Genomic DNA, 18,230 nt, shown 5'->3' with positions numbered 1-18,230 from the left:
CGCCGGCTGGGCAGGTGTCGCGCCAACTCTTCGGCACGACCCTCTGGGCCATAGACATGGGCGTAGATGGTCTCGTGGCTGACGGTCACGGGCAGACCTTCGAGACGCATCCGACCGGCGATCTGCTCAGGCGACCAGCCGGCCTTGAGACGGTCGATAACGGCTTCGCGCAAATCCACAAGCCGGGTCAGCTTGCGCCTCCGGGCCCGGCGGTCGGAGGCATTGCGCTGCGCGACCATGCCGTAGTAGCCATCGAGGTAGGCGACCTCTTCAGTGTCTGCGGCAAAGGCATTGCGCTTGATCTCGCGGTAGACCGTCGAACGATGCCGACCGATCTCTGCGGCAATCGTGCTGACCGGCAGCTTCGCGTTCAGCAGGTCTTCGATCCTGCGCCGTTCACCCAGGTCCAGCTCTTTGTGCGCCATTGTCCGTTCTCCTTGCTTTCCAGCAAGATAGGGGATTTGTCGCAACCCAGTTTAGAATGTGCCTCGTTCTTTGCTCTTAGGCGCGTAAGGATAATTATGTTACTGAATCTGATCTCCAGGCGTGTTCATGGTAGTCGCCGACAGGTTGGGTGTGCCGGACCTATGGTCCGGCACCACGTGCTACTCCTGGCAGCCCCAACTTTCGGTGGCTGGCTCCCAGGTGACGTACCTCGGATAAGCGCACAAAGGACGCTCCCGCGACGGCGTGCCGCCACTCACCGAGCGATGGTCCGGCGCACTCCCGTCTTCGACCCACGCCATGAGCATCTCGAGGCCCGGGAAGACGTGCGGGCCGGAGCCCGTCCGGTCGTGCCGGACGCCGGTCAGCAGGAAGAGGCGCGCAAAGCTCCCGGTTTCTGCGCCATAGCGGTTCTGGAGGGTCTCGAACCAGCGGGTCGTATCTACGGCCGAGATTCCGCTGTCGCCCATGCTATGCACCACGATCAGCCTTCCGCCCGCGCCCTTGAACGCGTCGAGATCGGCGGAAGCGGCGTCGGTGAACTGCGCGGCGGCGTTCATGGAGACGGGATCCGTGTCGAAGTCGAAGCCGTAGACGTCGAAATCCGGATCCGGCGGGTCGCGGAAGACATTGTGCATCGAGGTGTTCCGCGCCTTGCGGCCATTGTTCGGGAACGCGTCCGCATCGCCGATGTGCCAGCCCATGAAGTCGGAGCCCGCATCATAGGCGAAGGGTACGTAGAGCTCTTCGCCCGCGGAGTTGACCGGACCCTCGTGGATCAGGGTGAAGGCGTCGATCTGGTCCCGTGACAGGCACTCTTCCGTCGCGCCGTCGCGGCACTCCAGCGCGGAAAAGTCGGGACTGCAGAGCCTTGCGCTGTCGACCACACCGTCCTTCAGGCCATCAAGCTCATCGCATTGGGCGGTGAGCTCGCGCGTCAGCAAGGCGAAATCGGCATCGTCGAGGAACTGCGTGAAGATCGGCTTCCCCGCAGCGTCCGTCGGCGCCCGCTCTGCGAGCACACGCACGCTCCAGGCCCCCGCCACATGTCCGCGGGTCTGCTGTCTGATCGGATTCTGCGCCAGGATGCCATCAAACTGGTTGGGATGCCTTAGCGCGAAGATGAGTCCCTGCCGGCCCCCGTTGGAGTTGCCCACGAAATAGGAATATCGGGGCCAGGTCCCGTAGGCCGCCTGCAGCAGGGCCTTGGACACGGTGGCAGTCAGGTCGATGGCGTTGTATCCCCAATCGACCCGCGCCTTCGGCTCGAGCCCGAAGCTGGTGTCCGCACGATCGCCAAGGTTGTGCCCCGCATCGGTGGACACCACCGCGAAGCCGAGAGTGAGTGCCGGCGGATGGCCGATCGTGTTCACCCCGACCGCGGGCCTGATCGAGCCGTCGGTGCCGCCTCCGCCCTGGAAGTAGAACCGCTCGTTCCACGCAACCGGCATGCGCAGCTCGAAGCCGGTGGCGTAGCGCTTGCCGTCACTGCCGACGCGTTCCTCGAGATAGCCCTCCACGCGGCAGTGGTTCGGCAAGGCCGTCTCGTCGATCGTCGCGCCGCTGAGGAACTCCGCGACCTCGATGCGCAGATCGGGGTAGGCGAATTCTGCAAGCGCGCTGCAGGTGTCCTCGGTCATTTCGGCCGACGCCGCCGAGGCCAGCGCCGTGGCCGCCGTGATCAATGCCACTGGCAGTATTCTCATCCTGGAATGTCTCATCCCGTCTCCTCCTGGGAAGCTCATGCTGCATGCGATTTCTTGTGATGCCCGCCTCGGCACCCAGGTGATCGCAGGATTCAGGCCCTGCGCCGGGCTGCGCCGGGCAAGGTTCACGCCAAGTCGTCGGCGCGGCCTTGGGAAAGCTGGCGCGCGGTGGTGACACCCTCGCGCCCTCATCTTGCGCAAGCGCGGACCGGAATATGCCCGTCCCGACACGGGGACGGGCCCTGGTGCCGCCGACGCCGCTGCGCGGCGCCTCGGCGCCGAGTCATTTCTTCAGGAGTGCATCCGCCCAATCGGCGATGGCATCGGCGGTCTCGACGGGCTTCGCCGCCGGAAGCGCGTGGCTGGCGCCATCGATCACCGTGACCGTCACGCGATCACCCAGTTCGTCACGCACCTCCATCCGAGAGCTTTCCGGCCGGAACGGATCGGCGCCCGCCTGCAGGTCAAGGATCGGCGCGGTGCCGCCGGCCCAGTAATCCTCGCGGTTGGTCAGCTTGCGCGCCGCGCGCTGGCTGACCGTCACGTCCTGGTGCCAGCCCTCGAGCCAGGGTTCGGCACTCTGCTCGTCGGTGAAGAAGGCCAGCAGCAGCCCTTCCATCTTCTGGTCCCGGCTCGAGTCCGGATCGTTGATCATGGTGATCGCCTCGGAAAGCTCCGAGGGCCAGGACTTCGCCCCGCCCGCGATCAGCGCCAGGCCCGAGACCATCTCGGGGTGGTCCGAGGCGATCGTCTTGGCGATCCACTGTCCGTAGGCATGGCCCGCGACGATGGCTTTTCCGCCCTCCTGTTCGATCACCGCGGCGAAGTCGTCGCCGAAGTCGTGGAACGAGACCTCGGTCATCTTGCCGGAGCTGGCGCCGATGCCGCGCGGTTCCGGCAGGGCGACGCGGTAGCCGCGTTCGGACAGCCTGTCGGCCAGCGGGGCAAGCTCGCCGGAGCTGCGGCCGGTCGAAGCAATCACCACCACCAGAGGCCCCTCGCCGCGGACCGAGTAGCCCACCTGCGCATCGCCATTCATCGCCGTCTTCTCCTCGACCTGCGCTTGCGCAAGGCACGGCATCGCCAGGGCGAGGGCAAGGCCCATCACCGCAAATCTCGTCTTCATGTCTGTACTCCTCCGAGGGCCCCACACTGTCCGCGACCATTCCCGGCGTGGGGTGAGCCGGGGCGGGTCCGTTCAGGACCCGGGACGCGGTATTTCGAACGTCTGCTCCGTGACCGCGTAATCGAGGTAGCCGAGCCGCGAGACCGGGCGGATCAACTCGCTGCGCACCCGCCCGTCGCGGATCACGCGATCGGCGATCTCGATCCCGGTGACCTCGCCGAAGACGATGTGCGTGTCGCAGGGAAGTCCGCTCTTCGGCGAGAGCGAGATCACCCGGTTCAGGATGCACTCGATGACGACGGCGCTCTGCGCCACGCAGGGCGCGTCGATGCTGCGGCAGGCGCCCGCCTTCACGCCGGCGAGCCCGAACTCATCGACATCGGACGGCACCGGCGCAGAGCTGCGGTTCATCGCCTCTGCCAGCTCGGCGCCGACGATGTTGATCGCGAAGACGCCTGTGCTCTCGATGTTCGACAGGCTGTCCTTGCGCGGGGTCGAAGAGAGCATGACGAAGGGCGGATGCGTCGCCGCCGCGTTGAAGAAACTGTAGGGCGCGAGGTTTGGCACACCGGCGGCGCTGCGGCTCGACACCCAGCCGATCGGCCGCGGTGTCACCAGCGCCGTCCAGGGGTTGTGCGGCAGCCCGTGGTCGCCCTTACGCGGATCATAAAACATTATCTTGCTCCTTGCGGCATCGCGCCACGACGCGGCGCGATGACACTGCACTCAGCGGCAGACGAAGCTGGCCGCCGCATCGGTGGGACCGCTGCCATCATAGATCGCCACGGTCGGCCAGGGGCAGAGCGGACGGGTCACGCCCTCGATCGTCGCTCCGGTGGCGATCAGCCGGTCGGGGGCCCTGCCCTCCTCGACCCAGCCGACGATTGTCTGCAGCACGTCGAAGGACTCGGGCCCCGGCCCGCCGCGGCAATGCCCCATGCCCGGCACCGGGAAGTAGCGGGCGAAATCCCCGACCTCGCCCATGTCCGCCTGCAGCGCCGCCATGTAGCGGGCGGTGTCATTGGCCGAGATCGCCGCATCCCCGGTGCCGTGGTAGAGCAGGATCTTGCCGCCTGCATCGCGGAAGGCGCTAAGATCGGTCGAGGTCGCATCCGCAAAAGCCGCCGAGGCCTCCATGCGCTGCGGGTCGCTGTCGAAGTCGAAGTTGATGATGTCGAAATCCGGGTCCGGCGGCGTCAGGAACACGTACTTGATGCCGTTGTTCGACAGGCCTGCCTTGATTGCGTTGGGCTCCGGGGTTTCCGAGGTGCCGAGCCGCCAGCTGCGCCAGCCCGCGTCGGCAATCGCCGGGTCGTAGCTCCATGCGACGTAGAAGCGCTTGCCGGCGCTGTCGCGTGAGCCCTCGTGCAGCAGCTTCAGCGTCTCGACCTTCTCTGCGCTCAGACAGGCGTCTTGCCCGGCGCTGCAGGCGAGCGCCGAGGGATCATAGTCGCACCCGGCAGGGTCAAGCACCAGCCCGTCGGCGAGTCCGTCGCGCGCGTCGCACTGCTGGACGATGTCCTGCGCCAGAAGTTCCAGATCGGCATCCGAGAAGGCGCGTGACAGGATCGGGTTCCCCGCGTCATCCTGTGGGGCGATGGCGGTCAGCTTCTGCAGGCCCCAGGCGGTATCGACATGGCTGCGCGACAGGCGGAACACCGGCGCGCCCGCGACAATGCCATCGAAGAGTTCGGGAAACCGCTGGCTGGCCATCATGCCCTGCCGACCGCCGTTGGAGCAGCCGATGAGGTAGCTGTGGTGCGGAGCTTCGCCGTAATAGCCGGTGGTGAGGGCCTTGCCGGTCTCGGCAACATCCTTGAGTGCCTGATAGCCCCAGGCCTCGCGGGCCTCGGGATCAAGCCCAAAGGAGCTGTCCTTGTCCTCGTGCCCGGCATCGGTCGAGATCACGGCGTAACCCTCGGCCACGGCCGCCGGCTCGCCGGTCGGCTGCGAGCCGCCAAAGGCCGGGCGTACGCGACCATCGAGCCCACCGCCGCCCTGGAAGTAGAAGCGTCCGTTCCAGCCTTCGGGCAGACGCAACTCGAAGCGGTCGCCGAAGAGCACGTCTCCCACGCCCCGACGCTCATCGATCACCCCGGTGACCTTGCAATAGGCCGGCAGGTCCTGCCCGGCATCGTCATCGGGTCCGGCCGGGACCCAGGCCGCCTCGGCGATCTTCAGGGCGTCCCGGGTGATGTTTGCAAGCGCAGTGCAGCCTGCCTCATCCGCTTGCGCACCGGTGGCAATGGCACTGCAAAGCAGTGCGCCATGAGCCAGAAATCTCATGATTCTCCTCCCAATTTCACCCTTGAGAGTTAAGTTAAATCATTAAGCTAGCTTTGTCACTTAAACAGTCGCCACGGTCCCGGTCTTTGCCTGGACCACTGGGTCAGGTGAGCAATTTCATATCGATCCGCACCTTGTCGCCACGGTAGATTCCGTTGGCGACGAGGATCAGACGTCCGCCCTCATCGATGGCCAAGCGCTGCACCAGTACGATCGGATCGTTGAGCGACAGCTGCAGCAGCTGCGCGGTCTCGACATCGGCGGAGGCCACCGACAGGATCTGCCGGGCATCAGCGACGCGCACGCCCGGCAAGTCCGACACCAGCCGCATCGCGGTGGTGGTGGAGTAGTTCTCTTCGGGGATCAGTGGCTGCAGCTTCTCGTCGACGAAGACGTCGGCGACGAGGAAGGGCACGTTCTGCCGCCGGTGCAGACGTCGCAGGTGACGATAGCTAGGCGCAACAGTGCCATGATCGAAATCCGCCTGCGCGAGCATCGCGCCGGGCGTGTCCGACAGCACCTCGATCTGCGCATCGGCACGCGACATGAGCAGGCCGTTCCAGTCGGTCTGCACCTCGCACCAGAGGTCACGCTCCGGCCGTGCGCGTACGAAGGTGCCCTTGGCCCGGAACCGCTCGATCAGACCCTCCTTTTCGATCTGATCGAGCGCCTGGCGGATCGTCATGCCCGCCACGCCGAATTCCTTGGACAGCTGTTCCACCGTCGGTATCCGCGCTCCGATCGCCCAGTCCCCCCCGCTCGATCCGGCCGCGGAAAAGCGAGGCAAGCTGGATATAGCGGGCGACATTGCTCTTCTCGAGCAGGTCGGTCGAGCTGGGCTTCTGCATGGAACGGTCCTCGCTTCTCTTTGCCTTCCGGGCATATCTGACGATATTATAGCTTTATATCACTTACTCCAGGTAGAGGGGAACCGGCTGCAGTCCTCAGTTGCGCAACGGCAGGTCGAAGAGGGCGCCGGGGGTGATGGGAAGATCGGCGCTGACCCCTTCCGGAACCGGGATCTCATGCGCGTTCAGGGTCATGGCCACCATTGAATAATAGCCGACGACGGCGGTCAGCTCGACCACCCCGACCTCGCCCCAGCGCGCGCACACCAGATCGTAGACCGGCTGCTTCGGGGTGCCTTGCGTCAGAAGTTGGCAGACGAAATCGTAGATCTCGGCCGCCGCGGTGTCGTCGCCGAAGTCTGGCACCCGGCCCACGCGAAGGGCGTCGATCCACGCCTGATCCAGATCCACCTTCAGACCGTCGCGCTCGTGGATCGCCCATTCCAGCAGGCTGTTCCAGCGCCGCGCTGTGATCAGGATAGCCAACTCGTTGAGGTAGCCCGGCAGCGTCGTTTCGAAGCGCAGCACGCGGCCAAGCTGCTGCCAGCGATCGGCAAGAACCGGATTGTGCAGCGCCGCCCGCAGGGGGCCGACGAGCACGCCGCGCGGCCCCGATACGATCTCGTCGAAGACGGCCTTCTGTGCCGGCGACATGGTCTCCGGGGCGGGAAAGCTGATACGTCCCATGGTCGTCATCCTTTCACCTTGGCCGCGGCGACGCGGTCGCGGATTTCATCGGTGTGCTGGCCCAGCAGCGGCGGCGCCGCATCGAAGGACAGCGGGGCCTCGGCAAAGCGCATCGGCGAGACCACCTGCGGCACGCTCCCGGCAAGCGGGTGCGGCAGCTGGCGCAGCATCTGGCGGTGCTGCACCTGCGGCTCGGCCAGCACGCCCGGCACGGTGTTGATCGGCGCGCAGGGCACCTTCACCGCCACCAGATCGGCCCGCCAGTCGGCGAGATCGCGGCTGCGTAGCGTGTCGCAGATCAGCGGGTGCAGCACGTCGAGGTTCTCGACCCGCGCGGCATTGGTGGCAAAGCGCGGATCCTGCGCCCAGTCCGGGTGGCCGAGGGCGGCGGCGAAGCGCACGAACTGGTCGTCATTGCCGACGGCGATCACGATGTGGCCGTCGCGGACCGGGAAGATGTCCTGCGGCTGGATGTTCGGGTGCTTGTTGCCCTTGCGGGTCGGCGTCGCGCCCGAGACCAGGTGGTTCATCGCCTGGTTCGCAAGCATCGCCGTGGCCACATCCAGCATCGCGAGATCGATGTAGTCGCCCTTGCCGGTCTCGGCACGGCGCGCCAGCGCGGCCAGCACGGCGACGGTGGCGTACATGCCGGTCATGATGTCGATGACCGGCACCCCGACCTTCTGCGGCCCGGCCCCCGGCTCGCCGTCCGGCACCCCGGTGACCGACAGCAGCCCGCCCATCGCCTGGATCATGAAGTCATAGGCGACGTCCTCGGCCATCGGCCCGTCCTGGCCGAAGCCGGTGATCGAGCAGTAGATCAGCCGAGGGTTGATCGCCCGCAGCGACGCCTCGTCAAGCCCGTAGCGTGCCAGGGTGCCGACCTTGAAGTTCTCGAGCACGATGTCGCTTGTCCGGGCGAGATCGCGGATCAGCTCCTGACCTTCTTCCGAAGCGATGTCGACCTCGACCGATTTCTTGCCCCGGTTGACCGACAGGTAGTAGCCCGACTCCCTTGTCGGCTTGCCATCGCTGTCCTTCATGAACGGCGGCCCCCAGCGCCGGGTGTCATCCCCGACGCCGGCGCGCTCCACCTTGATGACCTCCGCGCCGAGGTCGGCGAGGATCTGGCCCGACCAGGGGCCGGCCATGATGCGGCTCAGGTCAAGCACCCGAACGTGGGAAAGCGGTCCGCTCATGTTGTCTCCTTTTCGAAAGTCAGGACGCCTGCGGTGACCTCGTCGCCCGCTGCGCCGTCATCGACGATGGCGGTGGCGGCAACCGAGGGGCGCTCGGCCCAGCTCGCGGCAAGGTCCGCGAGGCGCGGGAAATGGCTCCGCCAGGCGCAGTCGCCCCAGCGGAAGTCGAGTTGGCCGAGGAAGCAGATCGCCGCGACATGGCCAGCCCCAAAGGGCCAGCTGGCCAGCGCATCGGCCTCGGCCTCGAGCGTGGCCATGACTGCAGCGATCTTGGCGCGGAAGCTGGCGGTGATCGCGTCCCAGGCGCCCTGCGGGCGAAGCAGTTCTGTGCGCCAGGCCAGCAGGATGTCGGTCGCGCCGTCGGCCAGCGCCTGCCAGCGCTGCGCCTCGACCCCGGCATCGAGCACGCCGTCCCGGTCGAGCCAGGCGCAGATCACCCGGCTGTCGAAGAGCACGCCCTGCTCGGTGACCAGCGCCGGGATCTTGCCCAGTGGGTTGTCCGCCAGCACGGCCGGGTTGGGCGGAAGGTGGCTGGCGACGACGTTGCGCATCAGCTCCACTTCATCCAGCCGGCCGGTCTCGTGCAGGGTAATCATCACCTTGCGCACGAAGGGCGAGCGGGGGGGACCAGTGCAGTTTCATGCCGCAGCCTCCACCTCGGCCAGAAATGCGCTGAGCAGTCCCGCGGTGGCCTCGGGCTGCTCGAAGCAGGGCACATGGCCTGCGCCCTCGACCCCTTCGAACCGCGCGCCGATGGTTTGCGCGATGCCGCGCATGGTCTCGGGGATCTTGCCGTCCGACAGCCCCGCCACGAGAAGAGCGGGGACCGCGATGCCCGGCAGGACCGCGGCATAGTCGTAGCCCTGAAGCGCCGTGGCGCAGGCCTTGAACCCCTCGAATGGGGTCGCCGCAATCATCGCCGCCAGCGCCTCGGCCCGGTCGGGCGTGGTCAGCCAGCGCTCGGCGGTGACCTTGGCGTAGCCGAGCATGCCGAGCCTGCGGCCCTCTTCGATCCGCGCGCCCCATGTCTCGACCGCCGCGGGCGCCGATTTTGCCATGCCGTCCATGAAGACGAGGCCAGCGAAACGCTCGGGCGCCTTGGCATAGGCGGCCAGCGTGGTCGGCACGCCCATCGACAGCCCGACGCAGACCGCGCGGGAGACGCCCGCGTGGTCCATCACCGCCAGCAGGTCCTCCGAGAGAAGTTCGAAATCCACCGCGCCGTCCGGGACGTCCGAGCCGCCATGGCCGCGCTGGTCGTAGCGCAGCACGTTCCAGCCCGAGAGCCGCGTCACCACGCCGTCCCAGACCGACAGGTCGGTGACCAGCGAGTTCGAGAACACCACCCAGGGCGCGCCGTCTCCGGCGCGATCGATGCGGATGTCGAGCCGCGTGCCGTTGATCGGGTACAGGCTCATCAGCGCCCCTTCCAGACCGGCTTGCGCTTCTCGACCGCGGCGGCGGTCGCCTCGCGGGCATCCTCGGTCTTCATCAGGATGGTGCTGAACTGCTGTTCGATCTGGTAGCCCTCGTCGACCGGCAGAAACTCGATCTGGTTCAGCGCCTGCTTGCCGAGGCGCAGGCCGAGCGGCGACTTCTCGGCGACCTTCGCGGCGAGCGCACGGGCGGCCCCCATCAGCGCCTCGGGGGCGAGCACCTCCTGCACGAAGCCGAAGCGATAGGCCTCGGCCGCGTCGATCGGCTCGCCGGTGAAGAACATCTTGCGCAGCATGCCCTGCGGCAGGTGCCGGCCCATGTGCGACGCGCCGCCGCAACGGCCGACGTTGATCTCGGGCATGCCGAACTTCGCCGTCTCCGACGCAAGCCGGATGTCGCAGACCGAGGCCAGCACCGTGCCGGCCCCCAGTGCGGGGCCGTTGACCGCCGCGATGGTCGGCAGCGCGCAGTCCCGGATCGACTTGAAGCAGCGCCGCACGATGCGGGCGCGGGCCGGGTCTTCCTCGACCGTGGCGGCAAGGAACTCCTTCAGGTCGAGCCCGGCGCAGAAGGCGCGCGCGCCCGCTCCGGTGAAGAGCACGCAGTTGATCCCCTGCCAGCTGTCGGCGGCGTCGAAGGCTTCGCCGATCTCGGCGTAGTTGGCGAGGGTGATGGCGTTGACGGGGGGGCACGTCGATGGTGATCTCGGCCACTTTCCCGTTGAAGCTGATGTCGATACCCATTGGTCGGTCCTTTCTGAAGTCAGGCGGCGGCGAGCGACAAGGCGATGCCCTGCCCCGCCCCGATGCACATGGTCGCGAGCGCGGTGTTGCCCTCGCCGCGCGCGATCATCCGGGCGGCGGTGCCGGTGATCCGCGCGCCGGACATGCCGAGCGGATGGCCGAGCGCGATCGCGCCGCCATAGGGGTTCACCCGCGGATCATCATCGGCGATCCCGAGCCGCCGCAGCACGGCCAGCGCCTGCGCGGCAAAGGCCTCGTTGAGCTCGATGCGGTCGAAGCTGCCTGCCGTCACGCCGAGTTGGGCGCATAGCTTCTCCGTCGCCGGGGCCGGGCCCATGCCCATGATGCGCGGCGCCACGCCCGCGGTCGCGCCGCCGGTGATCCGCGCCAGAGGCGTCAGCCCGTGGCGCTTCATCCCGGCTTCGGTGGCAAGGATCAGCGCCGCTGCCCCATCATTGACCCCCGAGGCATTGCCCGCGGTGACGCTGCCGCCCGCCCGGAACGGGGTCGGCAGCGCTGCCAGCTTCTCGGCGGTCGTGCTGCGTGGGTGCTCGTCCTGATCGAAAATGTCCGGCGGCCCCTTGCGCTGCGGCACGGCCACCGGGATGATTTCCTCGGCCATCACGTCGCGCGAGGCCGCCGCCTTCTCTTGGCTGCGCAGGGCAAAGGCGTCCTGATCGACGCGCGAGATGCCGAAGTCGGCGGCGACGTTCTCGGCGGTCTCGGGCATCGAGTCGGTGCCGTAGCGGGCGTGCATGGCGGGGTTGATGAAGCGCCAGCCGATGGTGGTGTCCTCGACGCTGGACTGGCGCGAGAAGGCGCTCGTGGCCTTGGGCATGACAAAGGGCGCGCGGGACATCGACTCCACGCCGCCCGCAATGGCCAGATCGCCCTCGCCCACGGCAAGCCGACGATAGGCCGCCAGCACCGCATCCATGCCCGAGCCGCAGAGCCGGTTGATCGTGGTGCCCGAGACGGTCTCGGGCAGCCCGGCAAGCAGCAGCGCCATGCGCGCCACCGACCGGTTGTCCTCGCCTGCCTGATTGGCGCAGCCGTAGATCACGTCGATGGTGTCGGCCCAGTCGAGGACGTCATGGCGATCCTGCAACGCCAGCAGCGGCAGTGCGCCCAGATCGTCGGCGCGGATGCCCGAGAGGCTGCCGCCATAGCGGCCAATGGGGGTGCGGATGTAGTCGCAAATGTAGACGGTCTGCATGGCTCAGCCCTTCAGCTCTTCGAGGGTGTCGGACACCGGGCCGCGGGCGAAACCGTGGCAGATCGCCATCCCAAGCGCGTCGAGATCGGCCTCGATGCGGTCCGCGGGCTGCTGCGCCGCCCACCACAGCGGCCCGCCCTTCCAGCGCGGGAAGCCGTAGCCGTTGGCAAGCGTCACATCGATGTCGGAGGCGCGCTGCGCGACGCCTTCGGCCAGCAGCAGCGCAGCCTCGTTGACCATGGCGATCAGCAGTTGCCGCTGGATCGTCTCGGCGTCGAACGAACGCGGGGTGATGCCGGCCTCGCGGCGCGCGTCCGCGATGAGTGCGGTCACCTCGGCCGAGGGCTCGGGGCGTTTCTCGGGGTAGTCGTACCAGCCGCCGCCGGTCTTGCGGCCCAGCCGTCCCGCCTCGCAGAGCCGGTCGGGGATGGTGACATAGCGCGCTGCCGGGTCGCGCGTCGCGGCCTGCCGCTTGCGCATCGCCCAGGCGATATCGAGCCCGCTCATGTCCGACACCGCGAAGGGCCCCATCGCGAAGCCGAAGGCTTCGGCAGCCGCATCCACCTGTTCGGGCGCGGCCCCGTCGAGCACCAGCAGCTCGGCACGGCGGCGGTAGGCGGCGTAGATGCGGTTGCCGATGAACCCCTCGGCGACGCGCGCCACCACGGGCTGCTTGCCAAGGCGTTTCGCCAGCGCGAGGCCGGTGGCCAGCACGTCATTTGCCGTTGTTTCGGCCCGCACCACCTCGAGCAGGCGCATCACGTCGGCGGGACTGAAGAAGTGCAGGCCCAGCACACGGGACCGCCCCGGCAGGCCCGCGACCATGGCATTGATGTCGAGATAGGAGGTGTTGGTGCCGATCACCGTCTCGGGCGGCAGCGTGGCGTCGAGCTCGGTCAGCAGCGGCACCTTGACCGACAGCTCCTCGAACACCGCCTCGATGACCAGATCGCAGCTGGTCAGTTCGGAGATCCGCGTCGTTCCCGAGAGGGCCTTCAGTTGCGCCGTCAGCGCGGCCTCCGAAAGCCGCCCGCGCGCCTGCTTCGCCTGCAACGCCTCCCGCAGCGCACCGAGGCTGCGTTCCAGCGCCTCGGCGTCGCGCTCGACGAGCGTCACCGGCAGCCCTGCAGCGAGGCAGGCGCGGGCGATGCCCTGCCCCATGGTGCCGCCGCCGATGACACCAATCGCCGAGACCGCACGCGGCTTGGCATCGAGCCCATCGACGCTGCCCGCCTTGCGCTCGGCGAAGAAGAGATGGCGCAGGGCAAAGGCGTCCTCCGACAGGCGGAGCTTCTGGAATGCCGCGCGCTCATCCGCCAGAACAGAGACGACGTCAGGATCAGCCGAGGCCCGCACCAGGCGGATCGCCTCGGCCACGTTCGGCCGGCCCCTGCCCTTGTGCAGCGCCTTCGCGGCAGCGCTCTCCAGCGCGGTCTCGTCCTCTTCGGGCACCGCAAGGTCGGCCACCACGCGCTTCGGGCGATCCTCGGCGAGGAACCGCTTCGCCGCCGCCAGCAGATCGCCCTCGGCGACCACATCGACCAGCCCCAGCACCTCTGCCTTGACCCCGGTGATGCGGGTGGCACCACAGATTATCTCGAGCGCGGCGATGCGCCCGGTCAGGCGCGGAAGCCGCTGTGTGCCGCCCGCGCCGGGCACCATCCCCAGCGACACTTCGGGCAGGCCGAGCTTCGCGTCCGGCGTGGCGATGCGATAGTCGCAGCCGAGCGCCAGCTCGAGCCCGCCGCCAAGCGCCACGCCGTGAATGGCGGCGACGACCGGGAACGGTGCCGCCTCGCAGGCCGCGATGACCTCCGGCAGTTCGGGCCAGGCGAGGGGCGCACCGAACTCGCGCAGGTCGGAGCCGGCGATGAAGCTCTTTCCGGCCCCGACGAGCACCGCGCCCCGCACCTCGCCGCAGCTCCGCAGCGCCTCGATCAGACCCTTGCGGATCGCGTGGGAGCCGGCGTTCACCGGGGGATTGTCGATGGTCAGCACGGCGATGCCATCCGTGACCTCGAGGTGAACGGTGCCATGCGAGGGGGCTGTGTGGGTGTTCATCGGGCTTTCCTCTTCACTCGGTGGACGGGGCCGCGGACCGGGCCGGCTCGGGGCGGCTGTCCGGCGCGCTCAGGCGGTTCACAAGTACCGCGACCGCGAGCAGAACCAGCCCGATGCCGTCCGACAGGTAGCCGGGTATGATCAGCGTGATCGCGGCGGCCCCGAGCAGCACCCGCGCCGGGATGCCCAGTCGGCCAACGAAGTGCAGCCAGCCTTCGCTTGCGGCCGCCATCAGCCACACCGCCAGAACCGCGCTGCCCACGTCATGCAGGATGTCGAGCGGTTCCCCCTGCAGCACCAGCGTCGGGTTCAGCGCGAAGATGAACGGCAGCACGAAGTTCACCGCGCCGAGCCTCATCGCCAGCACGCCGGTGCGCATGCCGTCGGATTTGGCGATCACCGCGGCGGCGAAGGCGGCCAGCGCGACCGGAGGCGTGATGTAGCTCAGCATGCCCCAGTAGAGGATGAAGAGATGCCCGGCGATCGGGTTCAGCCCCGCTCCGGCCATGGCCGGCCCCAGCACGATGGCCAGGAAGATGTAGCAGGCGCTGACGGTCATCCCCATGCCGAGCACAAAGGAGGTGAGCGCCCCGAAGAGCAGCAGCAGGAAGACGTTGTCGCCGGCGAATTGCAGCAGCTCGCGCGAGAAGGCGCCGCCGACGCCGGTGTAGCTGAGCGCACCGACGATGAGCCCGACCCCGGCAAGGATGCCGACGATATTGGCGATGTTGCGGATCGCGTCATCCAGCAGATCGACGAGCCGGCCGAGGGTCAGCTGGTTCTCGCCGCGGATCCAGCCGTTGAGCGCGCTGGTCGCCAGCAGCACGAGCGTGGCGTAGAAGGGTGCCTGCGCCTCGATCCCGCGCGCCACGATCAGGTAGATCAGCACGACCAGCGACAGCAGGAAGTGCCAGCCTTCCTTCAGCGTCGGCCAGAGCTTCGGCAGGTCCTCGGGGCGCTGCCCAGCCAGCCCGCGCCGCGCGGCGTAGCAGTCGGTCTGCAGCATCAGCGCGAGGTAGAAGAGCGCGGCCGGCACGATGGCGGCGATCATCACGGTGGAATAGGGAACGTTGAGGTTCTCGGCCATGATGAAGGCGACGGCGCCCATGACCGGCGGCATCAGCGCGCCTCCGGTCGAGGCGCAGGCTTCAATCGCGGCGGCGTAGCGCGCCGGGTAGCCGACCTTCTTCATCGTCGGGATGGTCATCTGTCCGGTGGTCACGATGTTCGAGATCACCGACCCGGAGAGCGAGCCGAAGAAGCCCGAGGAGAGGATCGCCACCTTGGAGGGACCGCCACGGGTGCGGCCGAGCAGCGCCTCGGCGAAGGCCATGAAGAAGGCACCGCCGCCGGTCACGACCAGCGCCGAGCCGAAGAGCAGGAAGCCGATAAGCAGGCCTGCCACCACGCGCATCGGCACGCCGATGATGCTCTCCGAGCCGAGCGCGTGCATCATCACCAGGCCGGGGATGTCGGTGGACGGCCCCCAGAGGAAGCCCGGCATGTTCTCTGCAAAGAGCGGGAAGAGGAAGAAGAAGCCGCAGATGCACAGCAGCACAAGCCCGCCGGTCCGGCGCAGCGCCTCGAGCACCAGCAGGCAGAACACCCCGGAGATGACCTGCGCATTGGTCGGCGCGACAAGGTCCCATCCCTCCATCAGGATGCGCTCGCCGTTCCAGGCGAAATAGCAGGCCGCACCGAGGGCGAGCAGCGAGAAAACCACGTCCGCGATGCGCCCGGCACTGCCGAACCGGTTGTAGGGCAGCGGGTAGACCTGGAAGACGATGGCAAGGAAGATGCCGGTGAGCAGGTAGAAATACGCGGTGTCGAGCAGCACGTAGCCGATCAGCATCTGCGTGTTGAACAGTCGGTCGACATTCAGCAAGAGCGCGATCAGGCCGAGAATGAGCACCACCGCCCGCGTCGGCCCGTGCAGCATGCCGACCTTGACGCCTGAACTCTGGGAGGTGTCCGGCTGATCGGACACGGAAAGGGACTGCGGATCGCTCATGACGGACCTCGCTCACGCTCTGAAGTAGGGAAGAGGAGCGGGTCCGACCTGTGCGGACCCGCAAGAGGCGAAACTCAGTTCGCCAGGTGTTCGGCGCGCCAGCTGCCCCAGAACTCGGGCCAGACTGCATCGTCGCCGTCATAGGCCGCCTGTGCCTCGGCCCAGGCCGCCTTCACCGCGTCGACGCGCGCCAGGCGGGCGTCCTGCCAAGCCTGCGCCTCGTCGGTCCAGTAGCCCATCTCCTTGGCATAGCGGATCGCCCCGTCATGGAACGGCGCGTCGGCCGGCGGCACGATGGCGCCTTCCGTGGCCCAGTTCGCCGCCTCGGCGGTGGCCTCACGGAAGCCGTCGAAGCTCTGGTCGATCGCCTTGACGAGGTTGTAGACCTCTTCCTCGCTGGTCTCCGCATAGGTCGCCAGCATCGGGTAGCGGTAACCCAACAGCCACACCGGATGGTCCTCGTCGATCCCTGCCCCGGTGGTCTGCTTGTGCGGTTCGGCAAAGCTGATCACGTCGGTGGCCTTCTTCCAGCCCTCGGTGTCCTCGGGCGGGAAGTTGAGCCAGGTCAGACCGCGCGAGCTCGCCTCGATCTCGCGCGCGAAGGACGAGGTCGGCACCATGCCCATGGCGTCGAGCTGGTTCGAGATGATCGCATCCTTGAGCGCGCCGTAGCTGCCGAACCAGACCGCCTCGACGTCGTCACGGGTCAGGCCGCCGAAGGCAAGATAGGCGTCGGTCTTGATGTTGAGCGACGGGTTGCCCTTGACGAAGCCGACGCGCTTGCCGCGCAGGTCGGCGACGCTTTTCGCGTTCACGTCGGCGGCGGCGATGATCCCCACCGAGGCCGGCCGCCCGAGCATCACGCGCACGTCCTGCGGACCCCAGTCGGGCGTGGCGAACTCCTCGGTGCCTTCGCTGGCAAAGAAGAGCTCGTTCGACAGGAAACCGAACTGTGCGCGCTGTTCGCGCAGCGGCAGCAGGCGGCCGATCGACGTGCCCGAGGGCAGAACGCGGATGCGCGTGTCGAAGTTGCCCTGCACGGCATTCGCGATGGCCGAGGCCTCGGTGTAGCCGCCGGAGCCGACGTCATAGGCGCTCCAGATCATCGAGCGCGGCAGGGTCACGTCGTCCTGCGCCAGCGTGGTGGTGGCGCCGAAGCCGAGGACGGCGAGCGTCGGCAGGGCTTTCACGAGCAGTCTAAGCATGAGGGGGGCTCCTCTCCCAGTTGTCGATCAGCCGGTCCCGTATCGGCGGCCGATCCCTCCTGCGAGAGAGCTAAAACATTAAAAGCTATATTACTAGCTTTTTGTTGTGCGCAGAAGTTCAATCGAAATTTCTGACTTGCTGAAAGCAAGTTACCCCAGGCCTCATGTGCGCATGGCTTCGGGGAGCCGGCGTCTCGCGTCTCCTTTGCTTGCGAACAAGACTTCGCAGCGCGAATCGATGTGGCGCTCAACCGCACACGCCAATGCATGGACCACGGGTCCGCCACGCCGTGGCGCGTTGCCTCGTCAAAGCTGCCGCCGCCAGACCATACCCCAAGGTCCCTCGCCAGACGGGTCCATTGGTCCAGCAATGGGTGCTGTTGAAGTTGACCCATTGCTTGGGTCGGGTTCCCTCACTTCTATCATGAAGGTCTTTGGGTCACGATAATCCCGCCGGACATCGCGCCAAGCGCGCGGACTAGCCACCTTTGAGAGCTACGAATGTGTCCACGTCCGGGCCCATAGGGCCAAATTATGTATTACTTTGGACCCGCTGGTGTCCGCGTCGAGCGGGTCAGCGCGGCTTTGATGCTGAGAAGTGCTGCGGCGTCAGAGTTACGTCTATCCCTGGCGGACCCGGCAGGCACGCAGCCTTGGCCCTCACCGCCGGCCCCCCGCGCTTGGGTATTGCCCTTAGTCACCTGTTGCCGGAGCGGCCGCGCTGAGCGACGCGGCCCGCGCGACAGATGCTCCTTCACCCGGACTACTCAGCCCGGCACCCTGTCCCCCAGCGCTGAGGCGAGGTCCGCATCCGGATCGAGGAGCAGCGCCGGCGGCAGCGACGAAACCTTCCCATTGCGAAGACGTGCCAGCGTTGGGACGCCACGCGCGCCAAGCCCCTGCATCAGCAATTGCGCCCGCTCTATCTCGGCCCGGACACGATCGGCAAGGGCATCCGGCATATCCTGCAGCAACTCCGCAGCTTCGTGCAGTCCGGCATCCATGAGCATGTCCGACACGCTGACCACCGAAGTGAGCGACCGGCCTTCGACATAGCGCCCAAGCTGAAGGGCCCGAAGCGCGTGTCGCCGCTCGGGCGCGCCCGGTGCCCCGGCGGCGGTGACCGCCAGCGTGGCGAGGCTGCTGTCGAAAAGCCCGCCGGCATCGAGCACCCGCCTGCGATAGACGTCGCTGAAGGTCACACCCGTCATCTGCGCGATGCGCTGGTCATTGCTCCAGGCGTAACGCGCGAACTCGGCAT

16 protein-coding genes are annotated in these 18,230 nt (G+C 67.5%); all 16 read right to left on the bottom strand.

Going from position 1 to position 18,230, the window contains the following annotated elements:
• A partial coding sequence (locus CLG85_RS24795) for a helix-turn-helix domain-containing protein (protein WP_260350206.1) occupies nt 1-425 on the bottom strand: 425 nt, incomplete at its 3' end.
• A gap of 180 nt (nt 426-605) precedes the next feature.
• Entirely contained in the window at nt 606-2,135 is a 1,530-nt protein-coding gene (locus CLG85_RS24790; RefSeq protein WP_176476571.1) for a tannase/feruloyl esterase family alpha/beta hydrolase, read from the bottom strand.
• Between the two features lie 298 nt (nt 2,136-2,433).
• The gene (locus CLG85_RS24785) at nt 2,434-3,276 is read right to left on the bottom strand and encodes an alpha/beta fold hydrolase (protein WP_095881981.1); all 843 of its coding nucleotides are present in this window, start codon (nt 3,274-3,276) and stop codon (nt 2,434-2,436) included.
• A gap of 72 nt (nt 3,277-3,348) precedes the next feature.
• Nucleotides 3,349-3,951 carry a flavin reductase family protein gene (locus CLG85_RS24780; RefSeq protein ID WP_095881980.1) on the bottom strand — a complete coding sequence of 201 codons (603 nt, stop codon included), beginning with the start codon at nt 3,949-3,951 and terminating at the stop codon, nt 3,349-3,351.
• 51 nt (nt 3,952-4,002) lie between these two features.
• Nucleotides 4,003-5,562: a tannase/feruloyl esterase family alpha/beta hydrolase gene (locus CLG85_RS24775; protein WP_095881979.1), complete on the bottom strand. Its 1,560-nt coding sequence runs from the start codon at nt 5,560-5,562 to the stop codon at nt 4,003-4,005.
• Between the two features lie 103 nt (nt 5,563-5,665).
• A complete protein-coding gene (locus tag CLG85_RS24770; RefSeq protein ID WP_260350205.1) occupies nt 5,666-6,283 on the bottom strand; it encodes a GntR family transcriptional regulator in 618 nt (205 codons plus the stop codon).
• Nucleotides 6,284-6,506: 223 nt separating this feature from the next.
• Complete coding sequence (locus CLG85_RS24765; RefSeq protein ID WP_235865375.1) at nt 6,507-7,097, bottom strand: carboxymuconolactone decarboxylase family protein; 591 nt, start codon at nt 7,095-7,097, stop codon at nt 6,507-6,509.
• A 5-nt stretch (nt 7,098-7,102) separates the two neighbouring features.
• Complete coding sequence (locus CLG85_RS24760) at nt 7,103-8,296, bottom strand: CaiB/BaiF CoA transferase family protein (protein WP_095881976.1); 1,194 nt, start codon at nt 8,294-8,296, stop codon at nt 7,103-7,105.
• Nucleotides 8,293-8,892 carry a glutathione S-transferase N-terminal domain-containing protein gene (locus tag CLG85_RS24755; RefSeq protein ID WP_260350204.1) on the bottom strand — a complete coding sequence of 200 codons (600 nt, stop codon included), beginning with the start codon at nt 8,890-8,892 and terminating at the stop codon, nt 8,293-8,295. The genes CLG85_RS24760 and CLG85_RS24755 overlap by 4 nt, the downstream gene beginning before the upstream one ends.
• 42 nt (nt 8,893-8,934) lie before the next feature.
• Nucleotides 8,935-9,714: an alpha/beta fold hydrolase gene (locus tag CLG85_RS24750; protein ID WP_095881974.1), complete on the bottom strand. Its 780-nt coding sequence runs from the start codon at nt 9,712-9,714 to the stop codon at nt 8,935-8,937.
• The gene (locus CLG85_RS24745; RefSeq protein ID WP_260350203.1) at nt 9,714-10,544 is read right to left on the bottom strand and encodes an enoyl-CoA hydratase-related protein; all 831 of its coding nucleotides are present in this window, start codon (nt 10,542-10,544) and stop codon (nt 9,714-9,716) included. The genes CLG85_RS24750 and CLG85_RS24745 overlap by 1 nt, the downstream gene beginning before the upstream one ends.
• Nucleotides 10,496-11,692 carry a 3-oxoadipyl-CoA thiolase gene (pcaF, locus tag CLG85_RS24740; RefSeq protein ID WP_260350202.1) on the bottom strand — a complete coding sequence of 399 codons (1,197 nt, stop codon included), beginning with the start codon at nt 11,690-11,692 and terminating at the stop codon, nt 10,496-10,498. Before pcaF ends, CLG85_RS24745 begins: the two co-directional genes overlap by 49 nt.
• 3 nt (nt 11,693-11,695) lie before the next feature.
• Nucleotides 11,696-13,753 (bottom strand): 3-hydroxyacyl-CoA dehydrogenase NAD-binding domain-containing protein, encoded by a 2,058-nt coding sequence (locus CLG85_RS24735; RefSeq protein WP_260350201.1) that lies wholly within the window; start codon nt 13,751-13,753, stop codon nt 11,696-11,698.
• Nucleotides 13,754-13,766: 13 nt separating this feature from the next.
• A complete protein-coding gene (locus CLG85_RS24730) occupies nt 13,767-15,764 on the bottom strand; it encodes a TRAP transporter permease (protein ID WP_217989681.1) in 1,998 nt (665 codons plus the stop codon).
• Between the two features lie 74 nt (nt 15,765-15,838).
• A complete protein-coding gene (locus CLG85_RS24725; protein WP_095880700.1) occupies nt 15,839-16,969 on the bottom strand; it encodes a TAXI family TRAP transporter solute-binding subunit in 1,131 nt (376 codons plus the stop codon).
• Nucleotides 16,970-17,736: 767 nt separating this feature from the next.
• The coding region (locus CLG85_RS24720; protein WP_260350200.1) for a hypothetical protein at nt 17,737-18,230 on the bottom strand (494 nt) is incomplete at its 5' end.

The organism is Alloyangia mangrovi (genome assembly GCF_002300555.2).
GTDB lineage: Bacteria > Pseudomonadota > Alphaproteobacteria > Rhodobacterales > Rhodobacteraceae > Salipiger > Salipiger mangrovi.
This window is presented reverse-complemented; position numbering and strand designations above follow the sequence as displayed.